Annotated in this window: 17 protein-coding genes; 9 read left to right on the top strand and 8 right to left on the bottom strand. The window is 70.8% G+C overall.

Annotation, left to right across the window (positions count from 1 at the left end; all coding sequences use genetic code 11):
• Positions 1-84: 84 nt before the first annotated feature.
• The 4 genes from C8E83_RS18730 to C8E83_RS18715 are packed head-to-tail and all read right to left on the bottom strand — an operon-like array spanning position 85 to position 5,307.
• Positions 85-1,029 carry a carbohydrate ABC transporter permease gene (locus C8E83_RS18730; RefSeq protein ID WP_121371582.1) on the bottom strand — a complete coding sequence of 315 codons (945 nt, stop codon included), beginning with the start codon at positions 1,027-1,029 and terminating at the stop codon, positions 85-87.
• On the bottom strand, positions 1,026-1,979 hold the full coding sequence (locus C8E83_RS18725) for a carbohydrate ABC transporter permease (protein ID WP_121371581.1): 954 nt from the start codon (positions 1,977-1,979) through the stop codon (positions 1,026-1,028). The genes C8E83_RS18730 and C8E83_RS18725 overlap by 4 nt, the downstream gene beginning before the upstream one ends.
• A gap of 35 nt (positions 1,980-2,014) precedes the next feature.
• Positions 2,015-3,319: an ABC transporter substrate-binding protein gene (locus tag C8E83_RS18720; protein ID WP_245981831.1), complete on the bottom strand. Its 1,305-nt coding sequence runs from the start codon at positions 3,317-3,319 to the stop codon at positions 2,015-2,017.
• Positions 3,320-3,330: 11 nt separating this feature from the next.
• Positions 3,331-5,307, bottom strand: coding sequence for a glycoside hydrolase family 127 protein (locus C8E83_RS18715; RefSeq protein ID WP_121371579.1), 1,977 nt, complete (start codon positions 5,305-5,307; stop codon positions 3,331-3,333).
• Positions 5,308-5,498: 191 nt separating this feature from the next.
• Between C8E83_RS18715 and C8E83_RS18710 the strand changes: the two genes are divergently transcribed.
• The 4 genes from C8E83_RS18710 to C8E83_RS18695 all read left to right on the top strand — a co-directional run bounded on the left by C8E83_RS18710 (position 5,499) and on the right by C8E83_RS18695 (position 10,615).
• The gene (locus C8E83_RS18710; protein ID WP_121371578.1) at positions 5,499-6,503 is read left to right on the top strand and encodes a LacI family DNA-binding transcriptional regulator; all 1,005 of its coding nucleotides are present in this window, start codon (positions 5,499-5,501) and stop codon (positions 6,501-6,503) included.
• Positions 6,504-6,680: 177 nt separating this feature from the next.
• Positions 6,681-7,736 (top strand): glycosyl hydrolase family 18 protein, encoded by a 1,056-nt coding sequence (locus C8E83_RS18705; protein WP_121371577.1) that lies wholly within the window; start codon positions 6,681-6,683, stop codon positions 7,734-7,736.
• The gene (locus C8E83_RS18700) at positions 7,733-8,875 is read left to right on the top strand and encodes a chitinase (protein ID WP_211331733.1); all 1,143 of its coding nucleotides are present in this window, start codon (positions 7,733-7,735) and stop codon (positions 8,873-8,875) included. The genes C8E83_RS18705 and C8E83_RS18700 overlap by 4 nt, the downstream gene beginning before the upstream one ends.
• Positions 8,876-9,049: 174 nt before the next feature.
• Positions 9,050-10,615, top strand: a complete 1,566-nt coding sequence (locus C8E83_RS18695; RefSeq protein WP_121371576.1) for an amino acid permease — start codon at positions 9,050-9,052, stop codon at positions 10,613-10,615.
• 10 nt (positions 10,616-10,625) lie between these two features.
• On the opposite strand, the gene C8E83_RS18690 is transcribed toward C8E83_RS18695, so the two are convergent.
• Together C8E83_RS18690 and C8E83_RS18685 are read right to left on the bottom strand one after the other, a co-directional pair.
• Positions 10,626-11,369 (bottom strand): GntR family transcriptional regulator, encoded by a 744-nt coding sequence (locus tag C8E83_RS18690; RefSeq protein WP_121371575.1) that lies wholly within the window; start codon positions 11,367-11,369, stop codon positions 10,626-10,628.
• Between the two features lie 54 nt (positions 11,370-11,423).
• Complete coding sequence (locus C8E83_RS18685; RefSeq protein WP_121371574.1) at positions 11,424-12,809, bottom strand: aspartate aminotransferase family protein; 1,386 nt, start codon at positions 12,807-12,809, stop codon at positions 11,424-11,426.
• A gap of 154 nt (positions 12,810-12,963) precedes the next feature.
• Here C8E83_RS18685 and C8E83_RS18680 point away from each other — a divergent pair, with 154 nt between their 5' ends.
• On the top strand, positions 12,964-14,025 hold the full coding sequence (locus C8E83_RS18680) for a phosphotransferase enzyme family protein (RefSeq protein ID WP_121371573.1): 1,062 nt from the start codon (positions 12,964-12,966) through the stop codon (positions 14,023-14,025).
• Between the two features lie 152 nt (positions 14,026-14,177).
• Here C8E83_RS18680 and tatA read toward each other — a convergent pair whose 3' ends face one another.
• Together tatA and C8E83_RS18670 are read right to left on the bottom strand one after the other, a co-directional pair.
• Positions 14,178-14,432 (bottom strand): twin-arginine translocase TatA/TatE family subunit, encoded by a 255-nt coding sequence (tatA, locus tag C8E83_RS18675; RefSeq protein ID WP_121371572.1) that lies wholly within the window; start codon positions 14,430-14,432, stop codon positions 14,178-14,180.
• Positions 14,433-14,564: 132 nt separating this feature from the next.
• Positions 14,565-16,079 carry a PucR family transcriptional regulator gene (locus C8E83_RS18670; protein ID WP_121371571.1) on the bottom strand — a complete coding sequence of 505 codons (1,515 nt, stop codon included), beginning with the start codon at positions 16,077-16,079 and terminating at the stop codon, positions 14,565-14,567.
• A gap of 162 nt (positions 16,080-16,241) precedes the next feature.
• Here C8E83_RS18670 and gabT point away from each other — a divergent pair, with 162 nt between their 5' ends.
• The 4 genes from gabT to C8E83_RS18650 are packed head-to-tail and all read left to right on the top strand — an operon-like array spanning position 16,242 to position 21,911.
• Positions 16,242-17,594: a 4-aminobutyrate--2-oxoglutarate transaminase gene (gene gabT / locus C8E83_RS18665; RefSeq protein WP_121371570.1), complete on the top strand. Its 1,353-nt coding sequence runs from the start codon at positions 16,242-16,244 to the stop codon at positions 17,592-17,594.
• Complete coding sequence (locus C8E83_RS18660; protein ID WP_121371569.1) at positions 17,591-19,069, top strand: NAD-dependent succinate-semialdehyde dehydrogenase; 1,479 nt, start codon at positions 17,591-17,593, stop codon at positions 19,067-19,069. Before gabT ends, C8E83_RS18660 begins: the two co-directional genes overlap by 4 nt.
• A gap of 20 nt (positions 19,070-19,089) precedes the next feature.
• Positions 19,090-20,505, top strand: coding sequence for an aminobutyraldehyde dehydrogenase (locus tag C8E83_RS18655; RefSeq protein ID WP_121371568.1), 1,416 nt, complete (start codon positions 19,090-19,092; stop codon positions 20,503-20,505).
• A gap of 26 nt (positions 20,506-20,531) precedes the next feature.
• Entirely contained in the window at positions 20,532-21,911 is a 1,380-nt protein-coding gene (locus C8E83_RS18650; protein WP_121371567.1) for a flavin monoamine oxidase family protein, read from the top strand.
• Positions 21,912-22,044 lie beyond the last annotated feature (133 nt).

Genomic DNA, 22,044 nt, shown 5'->3' with positions numbered 1-22,044 from the left:
CCCCTCCCAAAAACGACTCCGCAGACGTGGATTCACGTCTGGGGGAGTCGTTTTTGGGAGGCCCAGGGGTCAGCCTTTCGGGGGTCAGCCCTTGAGGGCACCCGACGAGAGCCCCGCCACGTAGAACCGCTGCAGGCCGACGTAGAGCGCGATGCACGGGATCATCGCGACGACCGAGCCGGCGACGAGCGTGCCGTAGTTGACCTGGCCGAACGCTCCGACCTGCAGGTTCAGCAGCGCGACCGGCAGCGTGTAGAGCGACTCCTTGGTGAGGAAGGTCAGGGCCCCGAGGAACTCCGTCCACGCGGCCAGGAACGCGTACAGCGCGGCCGTCGCGGCGCCCGGCATGAGCATCGGCCGCAGCACCGACAGCAGGACCCGGGTGCGCGACGCCCCGTCGACCAGCGCCGAGTCCTCGAGCTCGTCGGGGATCGCGTCGAACGCGTTCCGCATGACGAACGTGCCGAACGGCAGGTTCACCGTGACGTAGAAGAGGATCAGCCCGATCAGCGAGTCGGTGAGGTGCATGGCGTTCAGCTGCAGGTACAGCGGCGTGAGGATCGCCTGGAACGGCACCATCATCGTCAAGAGGATCAGCCCGAAGAAGAACCGCGACCCTCTGAACCGGAACTTCGACAGCCCGTACCCGGCCATGGTGGCCACCACGGCCGTGATCACCGCGGTCGAGATCGCCACGATGAGGCTGTTCACGAGCCCGGTGAGCAGGTGCTGTTGCGGGCTGAAGATCGCCTCGAAGTTCTGCCAGCCGAAGTGCCAGAACGACGACCACGTGGGTGAGGCCACGATCGTGGCGTTGGGCTGGAAGGCGCGCAGGATCGCGATGAACAGCGGCACCCCGAAGATCAGGGCGCTCCCGACGCCGGCGATCACGTAGAGGGTGCGCTTCACTCGCGTGTCGCGGGGGTGGTTCACGCTGCCCTGGTGGTGCTTCAGCGTGCGGGTGTCGCGGGATCCTGCGACCGAGGCGCCGGAGGCACCCGACGTCTGCCGCGCGGTGGCGGTGCTCATGCGCGGGCCTCCCGTCCGTCGCGATCGCGGAGCGCCCAGAACTGGAACGCCGTGATGAGGGCGATCAGCACGATGAGCGCGAACGCCTCGGCCGTCGCGGCGCCCAGCTGCAGCTGCACGAACGCGCGGTTGTAGATGTAGCCGACGATCGTCTGCGTCTCGGTGCCCGGGCCGCCCTGGGTGAGGATGTAGAACTGCGTGAACGCGAGCAGCGATCCCGTCACCGAGATGATCACGCTGAGCGCGATCGTGTTGCGGATGATCGGCATGGTGATGAGGCGCTCCTGCTGCCACCAGGTGGCTCCCTCGAGCGACGCGGCCTCGTAGATCTCGTCGGGGATGCCCTGCATCGCGCTCATGACAAGCACCATCGTGAGCCCCGACACGGCCCACACGACGAAGACGATGATCAGCCCGGTCGCGAGGGGCCCATTGACCAGCCACGCGGTCGAGCCGTCGGTGATGTGCAGGAGCTTCAGCAGCACGTTCACGAGACCGGAGTTCGGCTGGGCCTCGAGCACGAGCATGAAGCTGAGGGTCGAGAGGCCGACCACGTAGGGCAGGAAGAAGATGGTGCGCAGGAGCGTCGCCCCCCGCCGCCTCGACCTCACCACGACCGCGAGGAAGTACCCGAGCGCCAGGATCGGCACGGTCACGATCACCGTGTAGAGCAGCGTGTAGAGGATCGACTGGACGAACGTCGGATCCTGGAACAGGTTGAGGTAGTTCAGCAGCCCGACGAAGTGGTACCCGCCGATCAGCGGCCAGTTCGTCAGCGAGATGTACACCGCCAGGATCAGCGGCGCCACCACGAACACGAGCACGAACGCGAGCGCCGGCGAGACGAGGGCGAAGCCGACCTTCGGCGGGTGCGTGAGCGAGGCGCGCGGCCTGGTGGAGCCGCGGGCTCCCACCTGCCCCGCGGGGGCCTTGACGGTGGTCGTGGACATCAGCTGCGCCTCCTTGCGCTCGTGCGAGTCACCGGTCAGGCCTGCGACTGTTCGAGGATGCGGTCCCAGGTCGACTGCCCTGTCTTCAGGGCGCCGCTGACGGTGCCGGTGAAGACCGCCTCGCGGAACATCGCGAGGAAGGGGCTGGCCGTCTGGTTGTAGAGCAGGTTGTACGCGAGCGTCTGCGGCGCGTACCCCTTGTCGAGGTTCTTCAGCGGCAGGATCGAGAGCGGGTACTTCTTCTCGTAGCTCGGCGTCAAGACGTCCGACCGGGTCGGGAAGTAGCCGCCTGCCGGCAGGGCCGCCTGCGTCGAGAGCGACGTGGCGTACTTCATGAACTCCCACCCGCCGCCGGGGTTCGCGGCGCCGTTCGGGATGCACATGTTGTCGCCGCCGTCGAAGAACGCCGAGCCGCCGTCGGGGCCGGAGAGCAGTACGGCGTCGAACTTCGCCAGCTGCGCCGGGTCGGCCGTGTAGACCGAGCCCCACGAGATCGGGATCATGCCGACGGTGCCGGCGCGGAAGTCGGCTCCCCAGGTCGTGCCCTGGTCGGCGTAGGCGCCCGACGAGACGAGTTTGTCCTGCCAGAGCTGCCGGTAGAACTCGAGGGTCCGCTGCAGGGCGTCGTTGCCGACGATGTGCCCGGTCTGCTTGCCGAGCGTGCCGATCTGCATGTCGGTGCCCGTGGCCCAGATGTTGGGCTGCACGGTGAAGCCGAGGATGCCGGCCGCGGCCCCGGTAAGGCTCCACGGCTGGACGTCGCCGCCGAGCTTCTTGATCTTCTTCGCCGCCGCCATCAGCGAGTCGAAGCCCTTCGTCAGCGACGCGGGGTCGACGTCGGCCTTCTTCAGGATGTCGGTGTTGTAGTACAGCATCGAGTTGTCGGCAAGGTACGGGATGCCCCAGATCTTGCCGCGCTGCTTCACCAGGTCGAGGTGACCGGTCGAGAGGTCCTTGTAGTAGTCGAGCCCCTGGACGACGTGCGTGAGGTCGGCGAAGACGTCGCGGTAGGCGAAGAGCACCGAGTTGATGTCGTCCATGTCGACGACGTCCGGTGGCTGGCCACCGCGGATCGCGGTGGCCAGCTTCGTGACGTACTGGGCGTCGGGGATCGGCGTCAGGTTGACCTTCAGGTCGGAGTGGCTTTTGTTGAACGACGTCACGAGCGACGCGAGCCCCGTCTGGGTCGCCGCGCGGCACCAGACGTTGACCGTGCCGGTCGCCTTCTTCTCGAACGCGCTCGAGGCCGAGTCGATCTGCGGGAGCGCACCGGCGCACCCGGCGAGGGCGAGCGTCGCTGCTCCGAGCAGACCTCCCGCGAGGAAGGTCCTCCTGTCCATGACGGAACTCCTTAGTTCGTCGGGATCCAGACGCGCATCGGGCCGATCTCGCGGTTGGCCCAGGCGTAGTAGGGGATGGCGGTCAGGGTGACGGGCGCAGGATCCTGAGGCTCTGCGTCGTGATTCGCCCCCGGGTAGCCGACGCCCGACGCCGCAGAGTCGACCCGCTGGTACGGCCAGGCCGTCGCCGTGTGGGTCGACGGCGTCTCGCCGTGGAGCTCGAGCGTGACGATGCCGTCGAGGAGCTCAGGGCGCTCGACGACGCCGATCTCCTCGTCGAGGCCGAACAGCACGTCGTCGACCTCGGGGGCCTCCTGGTCAACGTGCTCGAGCGCGTAGACGAGGGGTCCGCGTTCGACGGCGACCTGGCCGCGGCTGGCGTCGATGCGGGCGTCGGCGGCGTAGAGGTGCACGGTCATGTCGAGCTCGAGGACGACGGTGTCGCCGACCTTCCAGTCGCGGGTGAGGCGGGCGTACTCGCCGGGCGTCACGTCGACAACCTCGCCGTTGACGGTGAGCGTCGAGTGGTCCGACCAGATCGGCACGCGGACGCTGAGCGTCCACTCGCCGGTCGACTCGGTGACCTCGATGCCGATCGAGCCCTCCCACGGGTAGCGGGTCGTGACACTCACGGAGCCCTTCTCGCTCTCGAACGAGCCGGTGGCGAACTGGTGAAGCTGCAGCCCGTCGGCGGTCGAGGTCGCGAGGTAGGCGTCGAGGCTCGCGAACGTGCGCATGATGTTCGGCGGGCAGCAGGCGCAGTCGAACCAGCCGCGGCGGCCGTGGGCCGGCGAGCGGTTCTCGTCGGCGTGGGCGTCGGCGCGCATCTGCAGCGGGTTCACGTAGAAGTACTCGGTGCCGCTCAGAGACACGCCGGGCAGGAACGCGTTGTAGAGGAACCGCTCGATCGCGTCGGCGTAGACCGGCTTCCCGGTCGCCAGGAGCAGGCGCCACGCCCACTGCACACCGCCGATCGCCGCGCACGACTCGGCGTACCCGCGGTCGGTGGGCAGCTCGTACGGGTCGCCGAACGCCTCCCAGTCCCAGCGCTGGCCGAGGCCTCCGGTGATGAAGGCCTTCGAGGCCATCATGCTGGCGAACTGGGTCTCGAGGGCTTCCAGGAGCGCGGCGTCGTTCAGTTCGAGGGCGACGTCCGCAGCTCCTGCGCCCAGGTACACCGCGCGGACGGCGTGGCCCTCGACCGTGGTCTGCTCGCGGACGGGCACTCGGTCGGAGAAGTAGGTCTCCTCCTTACCCTGGCTCTTGGTGTAGCCGCGGCCGCGGGCATCGACGAAGTGAGCGGCGAGGTCGAGGTAGCGACGCTCGCCGGTCGCGCGGTAGAGCTCGACGAGGCCCATCTCGACCACCGGGTGGCCGTCGATGTCCTGGCGCTTGCCGGGGCCGAAGGTGGCATCGAGGTGGTCGGCGAGCCTGATGGCGACGTCGAGGAGGCCGGTGTCGCCGGTCGCCCGGAGCTGCGCCACCGCCGCCTGGAAGAGGTGGCCGGCGCAGTACATCTCGTGGCTCCAGGGCAGGTTCGTGTAGCGGCCCTCGCGGCCGCCCTCGATCTGCTGCACCGAGTCGAGGTAGCCGTCGTCGGCCTGAGCGCTGGCGACGAGAGCGGTCACCTCGCGCTGCATCTCGAGCAGGTCGTCGCTGGGCTTGCGGCCGTACTCGAAGGCCGCCGCCTCGAGCCACTTGTAGACGTCGGAGTCCATGAAGATCGGGCCCCGCGCCTTCCCCTCCTTCGTGCCGGCGGCGATGCGGAGGTTGTCGAAGTTGCCGGCCTTCTCGAGCAGGTCATAGGCCTCACGGACTGCGGCTTCGCCGTTGCGCTCCTGCCGGAGCGACCAGAAGCCGCCGGCGATGTGGGCGGCACCGGCCTCGAGGGGGCCGAAGGTGGTCGTCGCGCTCTCGGACGGGACGACGGGCTGAGCCCTTCTCGGGGCCCCGAGGGTCGGGACGGCGGACGGCGACGTTGCGGTCATGGGCGCTCCAGTGCGTGAGGGGGTCGTTCCGGTTCCGGCTCTGCGGCCCGGGCTTTCCGGAAAAAATCGGAATACGTTTTCTGTTCATCACCCTAGGCTCGTGCTCCACGAACCGCAACACGTGATTGCTGTGATTTCCATTAGGGGTACGAACGCGCATATGATGCCGTTCTCTCGGAAAGAAGGTTGCCGTGTCGACTGAGCCCGCCGTGCGCCCCGGCCTGGTGCGGATCACCGACGTGGCCGCGCTCGCCGGAGTGTCGATCGGCACCGCCTCCAAGGCGCTGAACAACACGGGCCAGCTCCGCGACGAGACCCGGCTGCGGGTGCGCGACGCCGCCGAGAAGCTCGGGTTCGTCATGGACGCGCGCGGGCGCGCCCTCTCGTCGGGCCGCAGCTTCACCGTCGGCATGGTGACGACCGACTCGTTCGGCCGGTTCTCGATCCCGGTGATGCTCGGCGCGGAAGACGTCCTGAGCGCCGGTCAGATGGCCGTGCTCATGTGCGACACCCGCGACGACGCGGTCCGCGAGCAGCACTACCTCCGGTCACTGTCGGCCAGGCGGGTCGACGGCATCATCGTCACCGGGCGGTCGTCCGACGCCCGGCCGCCGATCGACATCGACATCCCCGTCGTCTACGCATTCACCCCCTCGACCGACCCCGACGACGTGTCGGTGTCGGTCGACGACGCCGCCGGCGCGACCGTGCTGGCGCGACACCTCCTCGACACCGGGCGGCGGCGCGTCGCCTTCGTCTCCGGCCCCGCGCGGCATGCCGCCGCCACCCGGCGGGCGGAGGCGGCGGCCGAGGCCCTCGGCGACGCACTGGCCGCGGCCCCGCTCTACGGGGAGTGGTCGGAGAGGTGGGGGCGGCAGGCCGTCGACCTGCTCCTGCGCACCACACCCGATCTCGACGCGATCGCCTGCGGGTCCGACCAGGTCGCCCGCGGGGTCTGCGACCGCCTGCGCGAGCTCGGGCGCTCCGTGCCCGGCGACGTCGCCGTGACCGGGTACGACGACTGGGACGTCATGGCGCTGGCCTCCAGGCCGCCGCTCACGACCGTCGACCTGCGGCTCGACGAGGTCGGGCGCCATGCGGGGCGGGTATTGCTCGACCTCATCGCGGGGTCGCCGGTGTCGTCGAGCGTGATCGAGCCGACGCTCGTGATCCGCGAGTCGACGATCGGCGGCTGAGCCGACCAGGTGTCACCGCCGCCCCGCCGGTCGCGGGGTCTTCCGACGTCTGCACTCTTGGCGCGATCCTGCGCGCGTCCCCCTTTTGGCCGCCTTGTCGAGCCTCGCCGGCCGCGCCTAGGCTTCTGACACAGAGTTTGTAAAGATCACTAACAAACTGGTCGAAGGAGTCCACGCATGAGAATCCGTTCGTTCGCCCTCGCCGCAGCCGCGGCGGGCACCCTGATCGTCGGCGGTCTCGCCGGGCCGTCGGTCGCGCAGGCCGCGACCGCAGCGCCCTCCGCCGCCGCAGCGCCCGCCACCGCCTCCACCTCCGCGGCCGCGACCGGCCCCGCCTCCGAGCTGCCGGCGCACCTGCTCACCGGCTACTGGCAGGACTTCGTCAACGGCGCGACGCCGCTGCGCCTGTCGGACGTCCCGACGACCTACAACCTCGTCGCGGTCGCGTTCGCCACGGCGACGACGACGCCGGGCGCCGTGACCTACTCGGTCGACCCCGATCTGTCGACGGCCCTCGGCGGCTACACCGACGCCGACTTCACCGCCGACATCGCCACGCTGCACGCGCGCGGACAGAAGGTGATCCTCTCCGTCGGCGGCCAGAACGGCACGATCTCGGTGAGCGACTCCACCTCCGCCGACGCCTTCGCCTCGAGCGTCGAGTCGCTGATCGGTCAGTACGGCTTCGACGGCGTCGACATCGACCTCGAGAACGGCGTCAACCCGACCTACATGTCGCAGGCCCTGCACTCGATCGCGGCGGCGGACCCCGGAGCGATCATCACCCTCGCCCCGCAGACCATCGACGTGCTCTCGGCGTCGTCGGACTACCTCGCGCTCGCGCTCGACATCAAAGACGTGCTCACGATCATGAACACGCAGTACTACAACTCGGGCTCGATGAACGGCTGCGACGGCGGCGTCTACAGCGAGGGCTCGGTCGACTTCATCACGACTCTCGCCTGCACCGCGCTCCAGGCGGGTCTCTCCGGCAGCCAGATCGGGCTCGGGCTCCCCGCGTCCTCCAGCGCCGCAGGATCCGGGTACGTCGACCCGTCCACCGTGACCTCCGCCCTGACCTGCCTGGCGAGCGGAACCGCCTGCGGCACGTTCACGCCCTCGACCATGGCGCCCGACATCCGCGGCGCCATGGACTGGTCGATCAACTGGGACGCCTCGAACGGGTACGCCTTCGCGAACGCGGTCTCGGCTTCGCTAGGGAGCCTCTCGTGATCGTGCGGCCCGCCGCCGGCCGCGCGTGGCGGCGGCTCGCGGTCGGCGTCACGGCCGTGGCAGCTCTCGCGGCGGTATCGGCGCTCGGCGGGTTCGGGGTGACGGCTGCGTCGGCCACGCCGGGTCCCTCGTCTTCCGGCGCGCCGGGTGCGTCCCTTGCCCCGGCCGCCCACCCCGTGCCGATCCTCCCCGCGGTGCCCCTGCCCGCACACCTCGTCGCGCCCTACGTCGACGTCACCGCCGTGCCCGACCTGGCGGCGGCCTCCAGGGCGTCAGGAGCCGCGGACCTCACGCTCGCCTTCCTGCAGACGCCGACCGCCGGCTCCTGCACCGTCGACTGGGCGGGCGACACGGCCACCCCGGTGGCGGCGTCGACGTACGGCGCCGCCATCGACCGGATCCGGCTGCGGGGCGGCGACGTGATCCCGTCGTTCGGCGGCTACTCGGCCGACACGACCGGCACGGAGCTCGCCGACAGCTGCACCTCGGTGCCGGCGATCGCGGCCGACTACGAGCGCGTCATCACGACCTACCGGGTGCAGCGGCTCGACTTCGACATCGAGGCGGCGTCGCTCGACGACACCGCCGCGATCCAGCGCCGCAACGAGGCCATCGTGCTCGTCGAGAAGTGGGCCGCCGAGCATCGCCGGCCGATCTCGTTCAGCTACACCCTGCCCTCGACGCCGCAGGGGCTCGCCCCCTCGGGGCTGGCCGTGCTGCAGTCGGCGGCGGCCGTCGGCGCCCGCATCGCGACCGTGAACATCATGACATTCGACTACTACGACGGCGCCTCGCACGACATGGCGGCCGACGCGCGAACGGCCGCGACCGCCCTCACCGGACAGCTGCGCTCGACGATCTCACCCCGCTCGTCGCAGGCGGCCCTGTGGCAGCAGGTCGGGATCACGCAGATGATCGGCATCGACGACTACGGGCCGAGCGAAACGCTGACCGTCTCGGGCGCCACCGGCTTCATCGCGTGGGCGCGGTCGGCGGGCGTCGGGACGGTGTCGTTCTGGGCCCTCGAGCGCGACAACGGCTCGTGCGTCGGCACGAAGGGCGCATCCCTGTGCTCGGGCGTGGCGCAGTCGCCGTGGGCGTTCACCCGCGTGTTCGAGAGGTTCGCGCGCCGGTTCTGACGCAGGGCATCGAAGGCCCCGTCACTCTGGGTGACGGGGCCTTCGTGCGCCCGCCGCCGCGGAGCGCTTAACACGCTCGTTACGACCCATTTACGGGTGCGGAACATCCAGCCCGCGCCCAGCCGGTCCAATGGTCGACACGCACCTCCCCGTATCCACGACCACGGAGAAGACATGTCGACCGACCTCAAGGCCCAGGGCGTCAGCTACGCCACGGCGGATCAGAGCTACTTCGAGAAACGAGCCCTCAAGCGCAGCGCCGGGTTCTGGGGCATCTGGGGCATCGGCATAGCGGCCGTGATCTCCGGCGACTTCTCCGGCTGGAACGCGGGCATCACGAGCGCAGGATGGGGAGGCCTCCTCATCGCGAGCGCGATCGTCGTCGTGATGTTCTTCGGCATGATCTTCTCCATCGGCGAGATGAGCGCCGCGATGCCGCACACCGGCGGGGCGTACTCGTTCGCCCGGGCGAGCATGGGCCCGTGGGGAGGCTTCATCACGGGCCTCGCCGAGACCCTCGAGTACGTCCTCACCACGGCCGCCGTCGTCTACTTCTCGGCCGGCTACGCCGACGCGATCTTCCACGACCTCACCGGCGTGAGCCTGCCGCAGCAGGTGTGGTGGGCGATCCTGTACGTCGTCTTCATCGGCCTCAACAGCCTCGGCTCCAGCGTGTCCTTCCGGTTCGCCCTCGTCGTGGCGCTCATCTCGCTCGCGGTGCTCGTGGCCTTCGGCCTGCTCGCGGTGTTCTCCGGGAAGCTCGACTTCGCGGGCCTCTTCGACGTCAAGCCCGACGCCGGGCAGACCGCCTTCCTCCCCCACGGCGTCCTGCCGATCTTCTTCGCCCTGCCCTTCGGCGTGTGGCTGTTCCTCGGCATCGAAGAGCTGCCGCTGAGCGCCGAGGAGGCCCACAACCCCACGAAGGACATCCCCAAGGCCAGCGTCTGGGGCCTCGTCACCCTCATCGTCTGCGGCGCGATCGTGCTCATCCTCAACCCCGCCGTGGTGGGCGGCGCGAAGACCGGGGCGAGCGCCGAGCCGCTGCTCGACGGCTTCCGGGCGATCATCCCCGACGACAGGATCGCCGCGATCCTCTCCGCCTTCGCGCTCGTCGGGCTCCTGGCCAGCCTCCAGGGGATCATGTTCGCCGCCGGCCGCAACATGTACTCGCTGTCGCGGGCCGGCTACTACCCGCGCGGCCTCTCGGTGACGGGCAAGCGTCAGACGCCGGTGCTCGCGATCCTGGTGGCCAGTGTGATCGGCTTCGCGGCTCTCGTGGCCGCCGAGCTCTCGACGCCGGGCGGCGGCGGCGGACTCGTGCTGAACATCGCGGTGTGGGGCGCGGTCGTGTCGTACATGCTGCAGATGGCCTCGTTCGTGCTGCTGCGGCGCAAGTACCCGCGGGCGAAGCGGCCGTACCACTCGCCGTGGGGGCTCGCCGGCGCCTGGATCGCCGGGATCATCGGGCTGGCGATCTTCGTCGGCGAGATCCTCAACCCGGCCCTGTGGAGCGCGATCGTGATCATGCTCATCGTCTACGCCGTCGGCATCGTCGCCTTCGCCACCGTCGGCCGCAAGAATCTCGTGCTGGCTCCCGAGGAGGAGTACGCGCTCTCGGGCGGGCTGCACCGCGATCCGCAGGAGGAGGGCCTGCATCCATCTCGAGAAGCCGGCGTCATGGAGCAGGAGCGCGCGGAGTCGATCCCCACCCCAGGCGACGCCGTCCCCGACCCCGTGTAACGGCAGGCGCTCAGCGCGCGGGCGCGACCGCCCGCTTCCACCGGGAACCGTATCGGCGCAGGCTGATGCGGGTCCTGTCGGCTCGGAAGAAGTCGTGCGAGTACTCCACCGGCGTCTCGGACGCGTCGAGCGTCACCCGCCAGATCTCGAACAGCGGTGCGCCGACCTCGACCTTGAGCAGGGAGGCCTGCTGCGCCGTGGCGGCCGCGACGTCGATCGTCTCGTCGGCCTGGTGCATCTCGATGCGGTACTCTGTCGACAGCAGGCGGTAGACGGAACCCGAGTGGTCCTGGTCCTGGAAGCCGGGCAGCAGGCGCATGGGCAGGGCCATCGTGTCGATCGACAGCGGAACGCCGTCCGCGATCCGGAGCCGGCGCATCCGGTACACGTTGTCGCCCTCGGCGAGCGCGAGGTTGCGCGCCTCGGCCGGCGAGGCCAGGCCGATGCCCTTCTCGAGCACCGTCGTCGACGACGAGAACCCCTGCTGCCGCAGCATGTCGGGCACGCCCTGGATCGTGTTGAGCTGCCGCTCGATCTTCCCGTCGCTCACGAACACTCCTCCCGTGCGGCCCATGGTGCGGCGGATCCGCCCCTCCGACTCCAGCTCTTCGAGCGCCTCCCGCAGCGCCGACCTCGGCACGCCGAACTGCTCGGCCAAGGCCCGCTCGGACCCGAGGCGGTCGCCGGTGCGCAGCTCGGCACGCGCGATGGCGCGGCGCACTCGCTCGGCGAGCTCGGAGGCGTCTCTCGGCACGGGTCCTCTTCGGGTGGGCGGGGTGCGCCCATCGTAACCGTCGAGGCAGGCGACTCAGGCGCCGAGCGCCGTGAGCGACGCGTCGAGCGTCTCCACCAGGCGCGGCACGTCCGACGACTCGAACGCCAGCGGCGGCCGCAGCTTCAGCACGCTGTTGTTCGGCCCGCACACGCTCGTGAGCAGGCGGCGCTCCCGCAGCTCCTCCAGCAGGTCGAGGGCCAGCGCGGTCGCGGGCTCCTTGGTCTCGCGGTCGACGACGAGCTCGAGCCCCGTGTACTGCCCCGACCCGCGGACGTCTCCGATCGCAGGATGCGACAGCGCGACCTCCCGTAGCCCCTCGCGAACCTGCGCCCCCACGTCCAGAGCCCGCCGCTGCAGCCCCTCGTCGCGGATCACGTCGAGCACGGCCTGCGCCGCCGCGATCGCGACCGGGTTGCCGCCGAACGTGTTGAAGTAGGGCCGCTTGGTGGCGAACGCCTCGAGCACCTCGTGCCGGGCGGCCATCGCGGCGATCGGGAACCCGTTGCCCATCGGCTTGCCGGTGGTGACGAGGTCGGGCACGAACGGGTCGGCCGGCCGCCCGGCCGCGTCGAAGGGGCCGAGCCCCTGGCGGGCGAAGCCCCAGAACGCCTCGCCGGTGCGGCCGAAGCCGGGCTGCACCTCGTCGGCGATGACCACGCCGCCGTGCGCGTGCACGAGGTCGAGCGCCGCGCGGATCATGCCGGTCTCGCCGAGGAAGATGCCGTCGGACGAGAACGACGAGTCGAGGATGAGGCCCGCGAAGCCGTCGCCCGACGCCTCGATCTCGGCGATGGCGGCTTCGATGCGGGCGAGCCACGCGGCTCCTGCGCCCTCGGCCGTCTCGTCGCCCAGGCGGTAGGTGTCGGGCGGCGTGACCACGCGGAGAGTGGGGTCCATCGTCTCGGCGCCGGCCAGCGAGGGCGAGTGCGCCGACACCAGGGCCGTGTTGCCGTGGTACGCCTCGGCGGTGGCGATGTAGGCGCGGCCGCCGGTGTACTCGCGGCCGACGCGGAGCGCGAGGTCGTTCGCCTCGGAGCCGGTGCAGACGAACATGACCTCGTCGAGCCCGTCGGGCATCGTCGAGAGGAGGTCGTCGGCGTAGTCGAGGATCGCCTCGTGCAGGTATCGGGTGTGCGTGTTCAGCTCGGACATCTGTCGGTGCACGGCCTCGACGACGCGCGGGTGGGCGTGGCCGACGCTCGGCACGTTGTTGTACATGTCGAGGTACTCGTTGCCCTGGGCGTCCCACGCGTGGGCGCCGCGGCCCCGCACGACCTCGACCGGGTGCCGGTAGAAGAGGCGGTAGGCGTCGCCCAGCACGCGCCGGCGCCGGGTGAGCTCGCGCGTGCGCGGGTCGAGCGCGGCTGCGTCGGACGCCTTGAAGCTGTTGCCGTCGAGGATCGATGCGGTGCTGGACATGCGTCAATTCTGGCCGGGTTCGGCCGGCGAGAGGAGGGCCCGGCGTTGCCGGGACGTTACCAATGGCCTCCGGCGCATGAACGGCGTGTTTCGATCATGAACGGCTCATGAAGAGTCGGCGTCCGAGGCGCCGGCCTGCCGTATTTTCGGGCTCATGACGATCGAACCCTCCCTCGCCGCCGCAGCCCCGACCGGATCGCTCTCGGCGTTCGACCACGTGCGGCGGGGCGATGCCGCGCCGTCGTGGGTGCACGGCGGCGTGTGCCGATCCTGGGACCTCGACCCCGGCCGCACCGCCGTCGCGCTGATCGCCGTCTCGGAGAACATCACGTTCATGGTGCGGGTCGACGGCGTTCCCGCGATGGTCGTGCGCCTCGGGCGACCCGGGTACGCCGAGAGCATCGAGCACGTGCGCAGCGAGCTGCTCTGGGTCGAGGCGCTGCAGCAGGATGCCGGAGTGCCGACGCCGTCGCCGCGTCACGGCTCCGACGGCGACCTCGTGCAGTTCGTGGTCGACGACTCGGGGGCGTCGTGGACCGCCGTCGCGTTCGACTTCGTGACCGGGACGATGCTCGAGGACCAGTCGGACTTCGCGTCGCACTTCACCGAGATCGGGGCGCTGACGGCTCGGCTGCACGGGCACTCGCGGCAGTGGGCGCGGCCCACCGGATTCCAGCGGTTCGCCTGGGGGCTCGACGACATGACCGGAGGCGGAGCGCGCTGGGGCGACTGGAGGAACGCCGCGCTGACTCCTCAGGAGAGGCACGTCGTCGAGCGGGCCGAGCACACCGCCCGGGCGCTGCTGTCCGGAGTTCCCCGCACGGGCGAGCACTGGGGCCTCATCCACTCCGACCTGCGGCCCTCCAACGTGATGACGCACGACGGTGCGATGACGATCATCGACTTCGACGACTGCGGCGACGGCTACTACCTCTACGACTTCGGAGCCGCGCTCACGTTCTACGAGCACCGGCCCGAGGCGCTCGAGATGGGCGCCCGGTGGCTCGACGGCTACCGGTCGGTCGCGTCTCTGTCGCGCGACGACCTCGAGGTCGCGGGCGCGCTGTCGCTCATGCGGCGGCTCACGATGCTCGGCTGGGCGACGACTCACCGGGCGGACGCGCTGCCCGCCGACCTGTGGGACGAGAATCTCCCGGGCACCGTCGAGGTGGCTGCGCGCTACCTCGACGATCCGCTGTGGCTCGTGGGCGCCTGACGCCTTGCCCTCCTGCGACAAAACGCGACACCTGCGACGCTCTCGCGCGTCGCAGGTGTCGCGTTTTGTCGCGGGGAATAGGGGATCGAGCGGGGGAACGACGAAGCGCGGCACCCCCGAGGGGATGCCGCGCTTCGGCTGTCGTGCGGGCGCTACTGCGTCGGCGGGACGTTCGGGGTCGTGACCGGCTCGGCGACGGTCGGAGCCGTCGTGCCGGCGGCGGGAGCGGTCGGAGCGGCCGTCGAGGTCGCCGTGGCGGGCTCCTTCGGCTCCTTCATCTCGCTCTTGAAGATTCGCATGGACTGGGCGACGCCGCGGGTCAGCGCCGGGAGCTTGGTGCTGCCGAAGAGCAGCACGACGATGCCCAGGATGATGAGGAGGTGCCAGCCTCCGAGGTCTCGCAGCATGGGATGTCCTTTCAGGTGATCGGCCTTCCGCTCCGTCGCGGAGGTTCGACCAGTGGTCGTAAGAGCGTAACTCCGATCGCCCGATTAAGCACTCCCCGGGACCCCCTGTAACCAGAACGTCACAGACTCCGTTCAGGCCCGCGACGCCTGCAGCAGCGCCCACAGTTCGGCTCGCTGCGAGAACTCGTCGAGGTCGAGCTGCAGGAGCGTGCCGACTCTCGCGATCCTGGCCTTGAGGGTGTGGCGGTGGAGGCCGGCCTCGCGGGCGGCGGACTCCCAGTGGCCGTTGTGGTCCAGCCACAGGCGGGAGCACTCGATCAGGTCGCCGGGCTCGCCCAGGAGCACCGCGAGACGCTTCCGGGCGACGTTCTCGGCGGCCGGCGACCACAGCTCGTCCAGGAGCCCGCCGGTCGACTCGCCGAAGACGGCCAGCCCGGCCTCGTCGTGCTGGGCGAGCATGCGCTGCGCCTGCGCGAAGCCGGTGGGCGCCTCCGCGGGCGCGAGCGCGGCGGAGAGGCCGATCGTGAGGCCGTCGAACGCGGGCACCGTGGCGACGAGGCGCTGGAGGTGATCCAGCGAGCCGGCCGTCGAGACGGTCACGATCCGGTCGACGCGATCGTCGGCGAACGAGAGGCCGTCGCGGGTCAGCGCCTCGACGATCTGGCCGCGCGCGGCTTCGCCCGTGCCCGCGGGCAGCGCTGCGATGCCGACGCGCAGGGGGTCGGGCAGCGGCGAGTCGAACTCCGCCGCGAGCGCGGCCGCGGCCGGCAGCTGGCCTTCGAGCAGGAGGCGCAGGATCACGGCACCGGCCCTCTGCCCGAGCCGGCGCTCCGAGTCGCCGTAGCCGAGCAGCACCTCGGCGATCGCCACCGCTCCCGTGACGACGGCCTGCGTGGCGACGTCGTGGCGCCCCACCCCGGCGACCCCGATCGCTCCGCGGAGGGTGCCGCGGGGGCCGAGGGTCTGGACGGTGGCGAAGCCGTCCCAGGCGGCGACGGGGACCTCGGCGCTCGCGCGGGTGCCTCTCCCCAGCATCCTGCGACCCTCGACGATCAGCGGGTCGAGGCCCACGTGGCCGACGCGCTCCTCGAGGACCACGTCGCCGCCGTAGGACAGGACGACGACGGCGCCGCCCACCTGCTCGGCCAGCGCACGGGCCACCGCCGCGAGGGTCCCGGTGGTGAGCGCGGCGATGGAGACGGCGCGCTGGGCGCGCAGGGTCCAGGAGTCGCGTTCGCGGTCTCGAGCGGCGATGCGATCGGCGACCCAGCGGATGAGGGCGATGAAGGGCACCTCGTAGGGCACCTCGACCAGGGTGACGCCGCGCGCGTCGCAGGCGGCGACGAGCGGCGCCGGGGTGCCCTCGCGGATCACCTCGAGGCCGAAGCCGATCGCGACGACCCCGGCCGCGCCCAGGCGCTCGACGTAGGCGTCGTAGTACGCGGCGTCGGAGTCGTCGGCGGGGAACTGCGTGCCGGTCGTGAGCAGCATGGTGTCGCCGGTGAAGAACGGCGTCGGGTCGGTGAGGTCGGACGAGTGGACCCAGGCGATGGGGGTGTCGAGCCCTTCGCCCTCGAGGCGGGGCAGGAGCCGGAGGTCGCCCTCGGCGAGGAGGCCCCGGACCGTCGGGGGCGTGGTGGTCAGCACCGTCCGAGGTTATCCCCAATTGCCGCTCAGGCCAGGTGTTCTCCACAATCTGCCGAAATGGCAACGACGCGCTTCGGCGTGCCTCTCTACGGTGGGCGTGGGCAGTCCGACCGGGGCTGCACCGGTGGGCAGTCCGACAGCGGCTGCGAGAGGAGACGCCCGATGACGATCGTCGAACCAGACCACAAGACCGGTGGCCCGTCGCTCCCGCAGGAGCGCCGCATCGTGACCGAGATCCCGGGGCCGCGGTCGCGCGAGCTCCTGGCCCGCAAGACGGCCGCCGTGCCGCAGGGCATCGGCATCAGCCTCCCCGTCTTCACCGACGTCGCCGGCGGCGGCGTGCTGGTCGACGTCGACGGCAACAGCTTCATCGACCTGGGCACCGGCATCGCCGTGACCGGCGTCGGCAACGCCGCGCCCGCCGTCGTCGACGCCGTGCAGGAGCAGGTGGGCCGTTTCACGCACACGTGCTTCATGGTCACCGGCTACGACCTCTACGTCGACGTGGCCGAGGCGCTCAACCGCCTCACGCCCGGCGACCACGACAAGCGCACGGCGCTGTTCAACACCGGAGCAGAGGCGGTCGAGAACGCGGTCAAGATCGCCAGGTCGTACACCGGCAAGCAGGCCGTGGTCGCGTTCGACCACGCCTACCACGGCCGCACGAACCTCACGATGGCCCTCACGGCGAAGTCGATGCCCTACAAGTCCGGCTTCGGGCCGTTCGCGCCGGAGATCTACCGCGCGCCGCTCTCGTACCCCTACCGCGACGGGCTCGACGGGCCGACGGCCGCGAAGAAGGCGATCAGCGTCATCGAGAAGCAGATCGGCGCGGCCAACCTCGCGGCGATCATCATCGAGCCGATCCAGGGCGAGGGCGGCTTCATCGTGCCCGCCCCCGGCTACCTCAAGGCCCTGTCGGAGTGGGCGAGCGCCAACGACGTCGTCTTCATCGCCGACGAGGTCCAGACCGGCTTCGCCCGCACCGGCGCCATGTTCGCCTGCGAGCACGAGGGCGTCGTGCCCGACCTCATCACGACGGCCAAGGGCATCGCCGGCGGCATGCCGCTCGCGGCGGTCACCGGCCGGGCCGAGATCATGGACGCCCCGCACGTCGGCGGCCTCGGCGGCACCTACGGCGGCAACCCCGTCGCCTGCGCGGCCGCCCTGGCTGCGATCGCGACGTACGAGAGCGACGGGCTGGTCGAGAGGGCGAGGGGCATCGAGGCGGTGATGCTCCCGATCCTGCGCGAGATCCAGCAGGCCGACCCGCGCGTCGGCGACGTCCGCGGCCGGGGGGCAATGATCGCCATCGAGCTGGTCGACCCGGTGACGGGCGAGCCCGACGCGGCCCTCACGTCGAAGGTGGCGAGCTTCGGTCACCAGCACGGCGTGATCCTGCTCACCTGCGGCACGTACGGCAACATCATCCGCTTCCTGCCCCCGCTCGCGATCGGCGACGACCTGCTCCGCGAGGGGCTGGACATCGTGCGCCAGGCCCTGGAGGCCTCATGACCACCACGTCGACCCGCGAGGAGGAGCTCCTCGCCCAGCTGCCGACCGGCATCCTGATCAACGGCGTCTGGAGGTCCGCGGGCTCGGGCGAGACGTTCGCCGTCGTCGACCCGGCCACCGGCGAGACGCTCGCGCAGGTGGCCGACGGGTCGGCGGAAGACGGTATCGCCGCGCTCGACGCGGCCGACGCCGCCGCCGACGCGTGGGCCGCGACCGCTCCGCGGAAGCGCGGCGAGATCCTGCGCCGCGCCTTCGACCTCTGCCAGGAGCACGCCGACGACCTCGCCCTGCTCATGACGATGGAGATGGGCAAGCCCCTCGCCGAGGCGCGGGGCGAGGTGACCTACGGCTCCGAGTTCCTCCGCTGGTTCTCGGAGGAGGCCGTGCGCATCTCGGGCCGGTACGGCTCGAACCCCGAGGGCACCGGCACCACCATCGTGTCGCACCGCCCGGTCGGGCCCTGCTACCTCATCACGCCGTGGAACTTCCCGCTCGCGATGCTCACGCGCAAGATCGGGCCGGCCCTGGCCGCAGGATGCACGGTGGTCGTCAAGCCCGCCGAGCTCACGCCGCTCACCAGCCTGTTCTTCGCCGGCCTGCTGCTCGAGGCCGGCGTGCCCGCCGGCGTGGTCAACATCGTCACCTCGACCGACGCTGCCGGCGTCTCGAGCGCGATCATGGCCGACCCTCGGCTGCGGAAGATCAGCTTCACCGGGTCGACGCCGGTCGGCAAGAAGCTGCTGAAGCAGGCCGCCGACAACGTGCTGCGCACCTCGATGGAGCTCGGCGGCAACGCCCCGTTCCTCGTCTTCGACGACGCCGACCTCGACAAGGCCGTCGACGGCGCCATGCTGGCGAAGTTCCGCAACATCGGCGAGGCCTGCACCGCGGCCAACCGCTTCTTCGTGCAGAAGGACGTCGCCGACGAGTTCTCGCGCCGCCTCACCGAGCGCGTGAAGGCGCTCGGCGTGGGCCGCGGCACCGAGGATGGCGTGTCGATCGGCCCGCTCATCAACGCCGCGGCGGTCGACAAGAGCGCCGACCTCGTCGCCGACGCCACGTCGCGCGGCGCGACCGTGCTCACCGGAGGGTCGCGAATCGACGGCCCGGGCACGTTCTTCGAGCCGACCGTGCTGAACGGGATCACGCCGGGGACGCGGCTCCTGCGCGAGGAGATCTTCGGCCCCGTCGCCGCGATCGCGACGTTCGAGACCGAGCAGGAGGGCGTCGACCTCGCCAACGACACCGAGTTCGGGCTGATCGCCTACGCCTTCACGACCGACCTCGCGCGCGGCCACCGGCTGATCGGCTCGCTGCGGGCGGGCATGGTCGGGCTGAACGCCGGCGTCGTGTCGAACGCGGCGGCGCCGTTCGGCGGCGTGAAGTCGTCGGGTCTCGGCCGCGAGGGCGGCGCCGAGGGAATCCACGAGTACCTCGACACCATCTACGCCCTGCTTCCCACGACCACCGCCTGACGCCCCACACGAGGAGAGACATGGCAACGCTTCAGAACTTCATCGACGGCGACTTCGTCGACGCCTCGGGCACCGGCGCCCTCGACGTCGTCGACCCGCGCACCGAGCAGGTCGTCGCCACCTCGCCGATCTCCGACGCGTCAGACGTCGACCGCGCCATGGCCGCCGCGGCGGCGGCGTTCCCGGGCTGGAAGGCCGCGACGCCGAGCGCACGGCAGAAGGCGCTGCTCGCACTGGCCGACGCCATCGAGGGCGCCTCCGACCGCCTCGTCGAGGCGCAGGTGCGCAACACCGGCCAGGTCGCCTCGTTCGTCGCCACCGAGGAGGTCGCGGTCGGAGCCGACCAGATGCGCTTCTTCGCGGGCGCGGCCCGCGACCCCCGCGGCCTCACGTCGGGCGAGTTCGCCGAAGGCCTCACCTCGCAGGTCCGGCGCGAGCCGATCGGCGTCGTCGCCCAGGTCACTCCGTGGAACTACCCGCTGATGATGGCCCTGTGGAAGATCGGGCCGGCCCTCGCCGCCGGCAACACGATCGTCCTGAAGCCGAGCGACACCACGCCGGAGTCGACGCTGGTCCTCGCCGAACTCACCCGTGGCATCCTGCCCGACGGGGTCTTCAACGTGGTGCTCGGCGACGCGTCGACAGGCACGCTGCTCACGGAGCACCCGGTGCCCGGTCTCGTCGCGATCACCGGCAGCGTGCGCGCGGGTCGGGCCGTCGCGACCTCAGGAGCAGCCGGACTCAAGCGCGTGCACCTCGAGCTCGGCGGCAAAGCGCCCGTCGTGGTGTTCCCCGACGTCGACATCGAGGCGAGCGCCCAGGCGATCTGCGAGGCCGGCTTCTTCAACGCAGGTCAGGACTGCACGGCGGCCACCCGCGTCATCGTGCACCGGTCGATCCACGACGAGTTCGTCGACGCGCTCGTGAAGGCCGCCGAGTCGACGGTGACCGGGCCGAACGACGAGGCGTTCTACGGGCCGCTCAACAACGCGCGGCACTTCGCCGCCGTCACGAAGGCCGTCGAGGGGCTGCCCGAGCACGCCACCATCCGCACCGGCGGCTTCCGCGTGGGCGACACGGGGTTCTACTTCGCGCCGACGATCATCGCCGACGTGAAGCAGGACGACGACATCGTGCAGAACGAGACCTTCGGGCCCGTGCTCACCGTGCAGGCGTTCGACACCGACGACGAGGCGCTCGAGCTCGCCAACGGCGTCCGCTACGCCCTGGCGTCGAGCGTCTGGACGGAGAACCACCGGGTCGCCCAGCGCTTCGCGCGCGACCTCGACTTCGGCTGCGTCTGGATCAACACGCACATCCCGCTCGTGGCCGAGATGCCGCACGGCGGATTCAAGGAGTCCGGCTACGGGAAAGACCTGTCGGCATACTCGATCGACGACTACACGCGCATCAAGCACGTGATGAGCGCCCACTGAACCCTGCACCGAAAGAAGTACGACCCATGACCGAGACACTGAATGCCGACGTCGTCATCATCGGCGCGGGCGCGACCGGCCTCACCGCCGCCACCGACCTCGTGAAGGCCGGGCACTCCGTCGTCGTGCTGGAGGCGCGCGACCGCGTCGGCGGCCGGCTCTGGACCAACGACATCGAGGGCCAGATGTTCGAGATCGGCGGCCAGTGGGTGTCGCCCGACCAGACGGCCCTGCTCGCGACCCTCGAGGAGCTCGGCCTGCCGACCTACTCGCGGTACCGCGAGGGCGAGAGCGTCTACGTCGGCCGCGACGGCGTCGCCAAGCGGTTCACCGGCGACATCTTCCCCGCCTCCCCCACGACCGAGAGCGAGATCGAGCGCCTCATCGTCGTGCTCGACGAGCTCGTGGCCCAGGTCGACCCCGACGCCCCCTGGGCGCACCCGCAGGCCCACGAGCTCGACCACGTGTCGTTCAGGACGTGGCTCGAACAGCAGTCCGACGACGAGGAGGCGCGAGACAACATCGCCCTCTTCATCGCCGACGCCATGCTGACCAAGCCCGCGCACGCCTTCTCGACCCTCCAGGCGCTGCTCATGGCCGCGAGCGCCGGCAGCTTCTCGAACCTCGTCGACGCCGACTTCATCCTCGACAAGCGCGTCGTCGGCGGCCTCCAGGGCGTGCCGCTCGCCCTGGCCGCGTCGCTCGGCGACCGAGTGAAGCTCGAGCAGCCCGTCCACACCCTCGAGTGGAGCGACGACGGCGTCGTCGCGACGACCGACACCCTGCGCGTCGAGGCGAAGCGCGCCCTCGTGGCCGTGCCGCCGAACCTCTACGGGCGCATCGACTACGTGCCGCCGCTGCCCCGCCGCCGGCACCAGCTCCACCAGCACCTCTCGCTCGGTCTCGTGATCAAGGTGCACGCCACCTACGAGACCCCGTTCTGGCGCGACAAGGGCCTCTCGGGCACGGCGTTCAGCCCGTACCAGCTCGTGCACGAGGCATACGACAACAGCAACCACGGCGAGACCCGCGGCACCCTGGTCGGCTTCGTGTCGGACGAGAAGGCCGACCGCGTCTTCGCTCTCGACGCCGACGAGCGCAAGCGCCTGATCCTCGAGTCGCTCGCCGCCTACTACGGCGACGAGGCGCTCAGCCCCGCCGTCTACTACGAGAGCGACTGGGCCTCCGAGGAGTGGACGCAGGGCGCGTACGCCGCGAGTTACGACCTCGGGGGTCTGAGCCGCTACGGTCAGGACCAGAACTCTCCGGTGGGGCCGATCCGCTTCGGCTCGAGCGACCTCGCCGGGCTCGGGTTCCAGCACGTCGACGGGGCGATCCGCGTCGGGCACCGCATCGGCGCCGAGATCGCCGAGTCGCTCGCGGCCACCGCGGTCGCGAGCGCGTAGCCGCCCCGACCCCGGGGGTCGGCCTGTCGGCAGGCGGGCCCCCGGGGTGCGACGCACCGCGTCTGCTCCTGCGCACCATCAGCACCACCCCATAACTCCACAGCACCACCAGCACTGTCCCGTCCCACCGCAC

Origin of the sequence: Frondihabitans australicus, from assembly GCF_003634555.1 — a bacterium.
GTDB classification, from domain to species: domain Bacteria; phylum Actinomycetota; class Actinomycetes; order Actinomycetales; family Microbacteriaceae; genus Frondihabitans; species Frondihabitans australicus.
Note: the sequence above shows the minus strand (reverse complement) of the source record. Positions and strands in the feature narration are given on the sequence as shown.

Coding starts and splice junctions, on each gene's coding strand:
- C8E83_RS18730 (WP_121371582.1), bottom strand. CDS start 1,029: ATGAGCACCGCCACCGCGCGGCAGACGTCGGGTGCCTCCGGCGCCTCG.
- C8E83_RS18725 (WP_121371581.1), bottom strand. CDS start 1,979: ATGTCCACGACCACCGTCAAGGCCCCCGCGGGGCAGGTGGGAGCCCGC.
- C8E83_RS18720 (WP_245981831.1), bottom strand. CDS start 3,319: ATGGACAGGAGGACCTTCCTCGCGGGAGGTCTGCTCGGAGCAGCGACG.
- C8E83_RS18715 (WP_121371579.1), bottom strand. CDS start 5,307: ATGACCGCAACGTCGCCGTCCGCCGTCCCGACCCTCGGGGCCCCGAGA.
- C8E83_RS18705 (WP_121371577.1), top strand. CDS start 6,681: ATGAGAATCCGTTCGTTCGCCCTCGCCGCAGCCGCGGCGGGCACCCTG.
- C8E83_RS18695 (WP_121371576.1), top strand. CDS start 9,050: ATGTCGACCGACCTCAAGGCCCAGGGCGTCAGCTACGCCACGGCGGAT.
- C8E83_RS18685 (WP_121371574.1), bottom strand. CDS start 12,809: ATGTCCAGCACCGCATCGATCCTCGACGGCAACAGCTTCAAGGCGTCC.
- C8E83_RS18680 (WP_121371573.1), top strand. CDS start 12,964: ATGACGATCGAACCCTCCCTCGCCGCCGCAGCCCCGACCGGATCGCTC.
- tatA (WP_121371572.1), bottom strand. CDS start 14,432: ATGCTGCGAGACCTCGGAGGCTGGCACCTCCTCATCATCCTGGGCATC.
- gabT (WP_121371570.1), top strand. CDS start 16,242: ATGACGATCGTCGAACCAGACCACAAGACCGGTGGCCCGTCGCTCCCG.
- C8E83_RS18660 (WP_121371569.1), top strand. CDS start 17,591: ATGACCACCACGTCGACCCGCGAGGAGGAGCTCCTCGCCCAGCTGCCG.
- C8E83_RS18655 (WP_121371568.1), top strand. CDS start 19,090: ATGGCAACGCTTCAGAACTTCATCGACGGCGACTTCGTCGACGCCTCG.
- C8E83_RS18650 (WP_121371567.1), top strand. CDS start 20,532: ATGACCGAGACACTGAATGCCGACGTCGTCATCATCGGCGCGGGCGCG.